Origin of the sequence: Inquilinus limosus, from assembly GCF_002195995.1 — a bacterium.
GTDB lineage: Bacteria > Pseudomonadota > Alphaproteobacteria > DSM-16000 > Inquilinaceae > Inquilinus > Inquilinus limosus_C.
Map to the genome: position 1 here is coordinate 44,398 of NZ_NHON01000052.1, position 7,006 is coordinate 51,403.

The following is a 7,006-nucleotide window of genomic DNA, read 5'->3' on the forward strand; positions in this document are numbered from 1 at the left end:
GGCCAACCGCCATGGTTGGAAGCCTGTTGCTGCGCGGCATGCTGGTCGGCGTGCTGGCGGGGCTGCTGGCCTTCGGCTTCGCCCGGATCTTCGGCGAACCGCAGGTGGACCGGGCCATCGCCCTGGAAGGGACGCTGGGCCATTCGCATGAGCATGGCGACCACGCCGCGGCCCCGGCCGCCGAGCCGGAGGAGCCGGAGCTGGTCAGCCGCGAGACCCAGGCCGGCCTCGGGCTGCTGACCGGCGCCGTGGTCTACGGCGCCGCAGTCGGCGGGCTGTTCGCGCTGGTCTTCGCCTTCACCTATGGCCGGGTCGGCCGCCTGGACGCCCGCGCCACCGCGGCGCTGCTGGCGCTGGCCGCCTTCGTTGCCCTGGTGGTGGTGCCCGATCTGAAATACCNGGCTGGTGCGCCCGCCGTCGGCAACCCGGACACGATCGGCGAGCGCACCAGCCTGTTCTTCATCATGCTGGCGATCTCCGTCGCCGCCCTGGTGCTGGCGGTCAACCTCGCCCTCGGCCTGGCCCGGCGCCATGGCGGCTGGACCGCCGGGATCATCGCCGGCGCGATCTACATCGCCGTCATCGCCGTGGCGCAGATCGCGCTGCCGGCGGTGAACGAGGTGCCGGAGGGCTTCCCGGCCGACCTGCTGTGGCAGTTCCGCATCGCCTCGCTGGGCATGCATGCGGTGCTGTGGACCACCATCGGCCTGGCCTTCGGCGCCCTGGCCGAGCGGTCCTTCGCCCGCCGCGGCAACGGGCGCCTGGCCTTCTCGCGGTGAGCCTCAGCCGGCCGTGACCGCAGCCGGCAGCAGGTCCGCGAAGCGCCTGAGCCGCGCCGGCTCCTCCACCGGAACGGCCCGGCCGGTGCCCCAGTCGACGATCCGGCAGGGCACCCCGGCCGCCCGGGCGCAGGCCAGGTCGATGCCGGTGTCGCCGACATAGACCGTCTCGCCCGACGCCACGCCCAGAAGATCCAGCGTGTGCAGCAGCGGCCGCGGGTCCGGCTTCACATGCGGCGTGGTGTCGGCGCCGACCACCGCCGATAGATGCGGCAGCAGCCCGAGCCGGTCGAGCACCTGTTCGGCCAGCACCTGCGGCTTGTTGGTGCAGACGCCGAGCTTGATCCCGGCCGCCCGCAGCGCCGGCAGGGCGGTCGCCGCATCGGCGTAGAGCGTGGAGTCCGCCACCGGCCGGGCGGCGTAGTGGTCCAGGTAGATCCGGGTGTCGCGGTCGACATCGGCGTCCGGCAGGCCCAAAGCGCGGTGCAGCTTGACCACCAGCATCCGCGCCCCCTCCCCCACCAGCGTCTCGATGAAGGACACCTCCTGCGCCGGCGCGCCGCGATCGGCCAGCATGAGGTTCACCGCATGGGCGATGTCGGGCGCGCTGTCGACGAGCGTGCCGTCGAGATCGAAGATGGCGGCTTTCATGCTGGAACTGCCTGCTTGGGGGAACCGCGCCGGCCTAGCCGGTGATGAAGCGGTAGCGGCCCGTGACCGGAAAGTCGAGCAGCCGATCCTCCCGCCGCGCCCCGCCGCCGATGTTGTGCACCACCAGCGGCGCCCCGCTGGGGCCGGCCCGGCCGGTCACGACGGCGATGTGCGGCAGGTTGCCCGGCAGCATCTGCGTCACCAGGTCGCCCTCGGCGAAGCCGGCCGGCGCGGCGTCGGCCGGCAGTGCCCGGCCCCGGCGGCGGAAGAAAACCTGCAGATTCGGCACCCGCCGGTGGTCGATGTTCGGGTCCGGCCGCGACAGGCCCCAGGCGCGGGGATAGCGGGCGAAGTTCGCGCGCATGTCCTCATGCACCAGGCGCTGCAGGTCGATGCCGAAGGCGTCGCGATAGGCGCGGATGACGACATCGGTGCAGACGCCGCGGTCGCGCGGCACGTCCCCGCCCGGATAGGCCAGCCGGGCATAGGCGGGGTCGTAGGTCACGGTCACGCCGATCTGCGCCTCGGCCGCCGCCGCCAGTCGCGCCGGCCAGTCCGCCGGCGCCGCCGCCCGGGCGGCGCGAAGGGCCGGGCCCAGCCCGGCGGCCAGGGCCGCGCCCACCAGCATCCGACGCCGACCGATCATGCCACCCTCCCCGCCCATGGACCGGCCGCATCCCAGCACCGGGAGATGGCGGGATCAGGGCAGGCTCAGCATCGTCCGGCGCCTCGCGAATCCATCTGTATCTGGCACCCGGCCCGGTGCCATAGTATATCGTCGTACAATTACGTTGCAGTCAGCGCCGACAACGAGCGGTGCGTGGAGGAAAACAAACGATGGCCGGCCAAGACCGATCCCGGACCCTGCGGTCCCAGCAGTGGTTCGACAACCCCGACGATCCGGGGATGACGGCCCTGTATATCGAGCGCTACCTGAATTTCGGGATCACGCGCGAGGAGCTCCAGTCCGGCAAGCCGATGATCGGCATCGCCCAGACCGGGTCGGACCTGTCGCCCTGCAACCGGTATCACCTCGAGCTGGCCAAGCGGGTCAGCGCCGGCATCCGCGCCGCCGGCGGCATCCCGTTCGAGTTCCCCTGCCACCCGATCCAGGAGACCGGCAAGCGCCCGTCGGCCACGCTGGACCGCAACCTGACCTATCTGGGGCTGGTCGAGCTGCTGTACGGCTATCCGCTCGACGGCGTCGTGCTGACGGTCGGCTGCGACAAGACCACCCCGGCGCTGCTGATGGCGGCCGCCACCGTCAACATCCCGGCGATCGCCCTGTCGGTCGGCCCGATGCTGAACGGCTGGCACAAGGGCGAGCGGGTCGGGTCCGGCACCATCGTCTGGCGGTCGCGTGAGCGGCTGGCCACCGGCGAGATCGACTACAACGAGTTCATGAACATCGTCGCCGCCTCGGCCCCGTCGGTCGGCTACTGCAACACCATGGGCACGGCCTCGACCATGAACTCGCTGGCCGAGGCGCTGGGCATGCAGCTGCCCGGCTCGGCCGCCATCCCGGCGCCCTATCGCGAGCGCGGCCAGATCGCCTACGAGACCGGCCAGCGCATCGTCGAGATGGTCGAGCAGGACATCAAGCCGTCCGACATCATGACCCGGCAGGCGTTCGAGAACGCCATCGTCATCAACTCCGCCATCGGCGGGTCGACCAACGCGCCGATCCATCTGAACGCCATCGCCGCGCATCTCGGCGTGCCGCTGGACAATGACGACTGGGAGAAGGTCGGCCACGAGATCCCGCTGCTGGTCAACCTGCAGCCGGCCGGCGAGTATCTCGGCGAGGACTACCACCAGGCAGGCGGCGTGCCGGCCGTGGTCGCCGAGCTGCTGAAGGCCGGCCTGCTGCCGCATCCGGACGCGGTCACGGTCAACGGCCGCACGATGGGCGACAATTGCCGCGACGTCGAGACCCTGAACCATGAGGTGATCCGCCCGGTCGACCGGCCGCTGAAGGCCCATTCCGGCTTCCTGAACCTCAAGGGCAACCTGTTCGACAGCGCGATCATGAAGACCAGCGTGATCTCGCCGGAGTTCCGCGACCGCTATCTGTCGAACCCCCAGGACCCCGAGGCGTTCGAGGGCAAGGCCGTGGTGTTCGAGGGGCCGGAGGATTACCACCACCGGATCGAGGATCCGGCGCTGGAGATCGACGCCTTCTCGATCCTGGTGATCCGCGGCACCGGGCCGATCGGCTATCCCGGCGCGGCCGAGGTGGTGAACATGCAGCCGCCGGCGCGGCTGATCCAGAAGGGCGTCCATGCCCTGCCCTGCATCGGCGACGGCCGGCAGTCCGGCACCTCGGGGTCGCCCTCGATCCTGAACGCCTCGCCCGAGGCGGCGGCGGGCGGCGGCCTGGCCCTGCTGAAGACCGGGGACAAGGTCCGGGTCGATCTGCGCCAGCGCAGCGTGAACGTGCTGGTCTCGGATGACGAGCTGGCGCGCCGTCGGTCCGAGCTGGAGGCCCAGGGCGGCTTCAAGTACCCGGACCATCAGACGCCGTGGCAGGAGATCCAGCGTGCCCTGACCGACCAGCTGGCCGAGGGCATGGCGCTGAAGCCGGCGCTGAAGTACCAGCGCGTCGCCCAGACCAAGGGCGTGCCGCGCAACAACCACTAGCCATCGCCACTCGCCGTCATTGCGAGGAGGCGAAGCCGACGAAGCAATCCAGGGGCCAATGCGAGCGGCCCCTGGATTGCTTCGCTGCGCTCGCAATGACGGGCTAGCGGTATCAGATGGCTCTTACCAGGTCGTGGAACAGCCCGCCCATCCGCTCCGCCGTGCCCTTGGCCACGTCGAGGATGTGGTGGTGGTCGAGGTCGGCGCCCGGCAGGCCGGCGGCGAGGTTGGTGACCAGCGACAGGCCCAGCACCTCGGCGCCGAGATGGCGGGCGGCGATCGCCTCCAGCACCGTCGACATGCCGACCATGTCGCCGCCCCAGCGGCCGACCATCTGGATCTCGGCCGGCGTCTCGAACATCGGGCCGGGGAAGCCGACATAGACGCCCTCGGTCAGGGTCGGGTCCAGGGCCTGCGCCGCCTGGCGCAGGCGGGGCGAGTAACAGCCGGTCAGGTCGACGAAGCGGGGCCCCAGCCGGTCGGGATTCGGCCCGAACAGTGGCGACACGCCGGTGAAGTTGATGTGGTCGCGGATCAGCACCGGCTCGCCCGGCGTCATGCCCGGCCGCAGGCCGCCGCAGGCATTGGTCAGGATCACGATCCCGGTGCCCGCCAGCACCGCGCTGCGCACGCCGTGCACCACCTTGGCCGGCGGATGGCCCTCATACAGATGCACCCGGCCGGCCATCACCAGGATGCGCCGGTCGCCGGCCCTGACGCTGCGGAACACGCCCTTGTGGCCCAGCACCGTGGTCGGCGGGAAGCCCGGGATCTCGGCGAAGGGCACTTCGGCCACGGTCTCGCCGATCCGGTCCACCGCCGGGCCCCAGCCGGAGCCGAGCACGATCGCGGCGTGATGGTCGGCGCCGAGCTTCTGCTTCAGGACCGCAGCGGCGGCTTCCGCCAGGACATAGGGGTCTTCCATCGCGGCGTCTCCTCTTCGGGCGTTCAGGCCACGGCCCCGCGCCGGCGCCGCCCGCGGGCGATCACCAGCGCGACCAGGGTGATGACATAGGGTGCCATATCGGTGAGCTGGTTCGGCAGCCCCCGGCCCTGCAGCCGCAGCCCGGCGGCATCGGCGAAGCCGAACAGCAGGCAGGCGAGCGCGACGCCGACCGGATGGCCGCGGCCCAGCATCACCGCCACCACCGCGATCCAGCCGCGCCCGGCGCTCATATCCTCGGCGAACAGGGTGACGCTGCCGAGCGACAGCTGCGCCCCGGCCAGGCCGCACAGCGCGCCGCCGGCCAAGACCGCGGCGATGCGGATGCGGGCGACGCCGGCGCCCAGCGTCTCCGCCGCGTCCGGCCGCTCCCCCACCCCGCGCAGCCGCAGGCCCCAGACGGTGCGGAACAGGAACACGGCGATCACCGCCACCAGGATCCAGGCCGCCCAGGTCAGCACGGTGTGGCTGCCGAAGACGCGGTTGAACCAGGGCACCGCCGCGATCCGCGGCAGCACCACGCGCGGCAGGTCCTGCATGGTCGGGTCGGTGAAGACGCCGGAGACGCCGAACAGGATGCGCAGCAGGAAGGCGGTCAGGCCCGAGGCCAGCAGGTTGAGGCCGATGCCGATGACGATCGGGTCGCCACGGAACCAGGTCGAGCCGAAGGCCAGGATGGCGGAGAACGCCATGGTTCCGGCCAGGGCCACCAGCAGCCCGCCGGCGACGCTGCCGGTGGCCCAGGTGCCGGCGATGGCGCAGAAGGCGCCGATCAGCATCTGGCCTTCCAGCGCGATGTTGAACACGCCGGCGCGGTCGCACAGCACCCCGGCCAGCGCGGCCAGCAGGATCGGCGTCACCGCCTGGATGGTCTGGGCGAACAGCACCGCGTTGAACAGCGACAGCCAGTCCATCACTTTCGCCTCAGGCCGTGGCGCATGGCCAGCAGCAGGATGATCACCGCCTGCAGCACCAGGGTCAGCACCCGCGGCACCTCGGTCGCCCGCTCCATGGCGAAGCCGCCGGTCTGCAGCGCGGCGAAGAACAGCCCGGCGCAGACGGCCCCGATCGGCTCGCCCATCGCCAGCAGCGCCGCCATCAGCCCGGACCAGGTGTAGGCCGGCGACAGCAGCGCGTTGTCGGTGAAGCGGAACTGGTCGCCCAGCACCAGCATGGCGCCGACCAGCCCGGCCACGGCGCCGCTGGCGAACAGGGTGCGCACGGTCTGGCGGCCGAGATCGACGCCGCCATAGGCGACAAAGCGCGGGTTCAGGCCGCGCAGCCGCAGCTCGTAGCCGCCGGTGCCGCGCCGGTCGGCGAACACCACCGCGGCGATCACCAGCAGCAGCAGGACCAGGCCCCAGGTGATCGGCGTGCCCGGCACCAGCACCGGCAGCCGCGCCGCCTCCTCGACCCGGTGGGTCTCGGGCATGCCGGTCGACGGGTCGCGCAGCGGGAACCGCGCCAGGTAGGAGCTGACGCCGCGGGCCGGGTAGCTGAGCAGCAGGGTCGAGATCAGCAGCGGCACGCCGAACCGCATCTCGCCCCAGGCCGCCAGCGCGGCATAGGCGCCGGAGACGGCCATGGCGGCCAGGATCGCGGCCACGAGCCGGACCTCGCCGGGGGCCGGCAGGTACAACGCCACCACAGCCGCCACCAGCCCGCCCAGCACCAGCTGCCCGTCGCCGCCGAGATTGACCATGCCGCCGCGCAGCGGGATCGCGGCCACCAGGGTCATGCCGACCAGCGGCACGGCCCGGGCGATGGTCTCCGTCAGGTTCGGCCCGACCAGGGCGCCGCTCAGGATCTCGCCATAGACCGCGACCGGATCATGCCCGGCGGCCAGGGTGATCAGCGCCCCGATCACGAGCCCGCCGAGGATCGCCCACAGCACGGAGGAGGTCGCGGCGCCGCGCAGGGCTGTAGCGGCGGTGGTCATGCTTGCCTCGGATGGAACAAAACCGAGTCCCCCCTCCCCTCGCGGGAGGGGGGT

General features: G+C 71.9%; 7 protein-coding genes. 2 read left to right on the forward strand and 5 right to left on the reverse strand.

Translation table 11 applies throughout. The annotated features are described in order from the left end of the window. The first annotated feature begins 11 nt into the window (after window positions 1–11). Window positions 12–779, forward strand: a complete 768-nt coding sequence (locus tag BWR60_RS23590; protein ID WP_088153518.1) for a CbtA family protein — start codon at window positions 12–14, stop codon at window positions 777–779. A 3-nt stretch (window positions 780–782) separates the two neighbouring features. On the opposite strand, the gene BWR60_RS23595 is transcribed toward BWR60_RS23590, so the two are convergent. Together BWR60_RS23595 and BWR60_RS23600 are read right to left on the reverse strand one after the other, a co-directional pair. Continuing rightward, a complete protein-coding gene (locus BWR60_RS23595; RefSeq protein ID WP_088153520.1) occupies window positions 783–1,430 on the reverse strand; it encodes an HAD-IA family hydrolase in 648 nt (215 codons plus the stop codon). A gap of 34 nt (window positions 1,431–1,464) precedes the next feature. Then, the gene (locus tag BWR60_RS23600) at window positions 1,465–2,076 is read right to left on the reverse strand and encodes a DUF1287 domain-containing protein (RefSeq protein ID WP_088153522.1); all 612 of its coding nucleotides are present in this window, start codon (window positions 2,074–2,076) and stop codon (window positions 1,465–1,467) included. 191 nt (window positions 2,077–2,267) lie between these two features. Here BWR60_RS23600 and BWR60_RS23605 point away from each other — a divergent pair, with 191 nt between their 5' ends. Further along, window positions 2,268–4,070, forward strand: coding sequence for an IlvD/Edd family dehydratase (locus BWR60_RS23605; protein ID WP_088153524.1), 1,803 nt, complete (start codon window positions 2,268–2,270; stop codon window positions 4,068–4,070). A gap of 112 nt (window positions 4,071–4,182) precedes the next feature. Here BWR60_RS23605 and BWR60_RS23610 read toward each other — a convergent pair whose 3' ends face one another. Genes BWR60_RS23610 through BWR60_RS23620 form a run of 3 tightly spaced genes read right to left on the reverse strand, consistent with a single transcriptional unit; the run spans window position 4,183 to window position 6,952 of the window. Further along, the gene (locus BWR60_RS23610) at window positions 4,183–4,995 is read right to left on the reverse strand and encodes a purine-nucleoside phosphorylase (protein WP_088153526.1); all 813 of its coding nucleotides are present in this window, start codon (window positions 4,993–4,995) and stop codon (window positions 4,183–4,185) included. A gap of 23 nt (window positions 4,996–5,018) precedes the next feature. Further along, the gene (locus BWR60_RS23615; protein ID WP_179221919.1) at window positions 5,019–5,927 is read right to left on the reverse strand and encodes an ABC transporter permease; all 909 of its coding nucleotides are present in this window, start codon (window positions 5,925–5,927) and stop codon (window positions 5,019–5,021) included. Further along, window positions 5,927–6,952 (reverse strand): ABC transporter permease, encoded by a 1,026-nt coding sequence (locus BWR60_RS23620; RefSeq protein ID WP_088153528.1) that lies wholly within the window; start codon window positions 6,950–6,952, stop codon window positions 5,927–5,929. The genes BWR60_RS23615 and BWR60_RS23620 overlap by 1 nt, the downstream gene beginning before the upstream one ends. Window positions 6,953–7,006: the final 54 nt, after the last annotated feature.

Coding starts and splice junctions, on each gene's coding strand:
- BWR60_RS23600 (WP_088153522.1), bottom strand. CDS start 2,076: ATGATCGGTCGGCGTCGGATGCTGGTGGGCGCGGCCCTGGCCGCCGGG.
- BWR60_RS23615 (WP_179221919.1), bottom strand. CDS start 5,927: ATGGACTGGCTGTCGCTGTTCAACGCGGTGCTGTTCGCCCAGACCATC.
- BWR60_RS23595 (WP_088153520.1), bottom strand. CDS start 1,430: ATGAAAGCCGCCATCTTCGATCTCGACGGCACGCTCGTCGACAGCGCG.
- BWR60_RS23605 (WP_088153524.1), top strand. CDS start 2,268: ATGGCCGGCCAAGACCGATCCCGGACCCTGCGGTCCCAGCAGTGGTTC.
- BWR60_RS23610 (WP_088153526.1), bottom strand. CDS start 4,995: ATGGAAGACCCCTATGTCCTGGCGGAAGCCGCCGCTGCGGTCCTGAAG.
- BWR60_RS23620 (WP_088153528.1), bottom strand. CDS start 6,952: ATGACCACCGCCGCTACAGCCCTGCGCGGCGCCGCGACCTCCTCCGTG.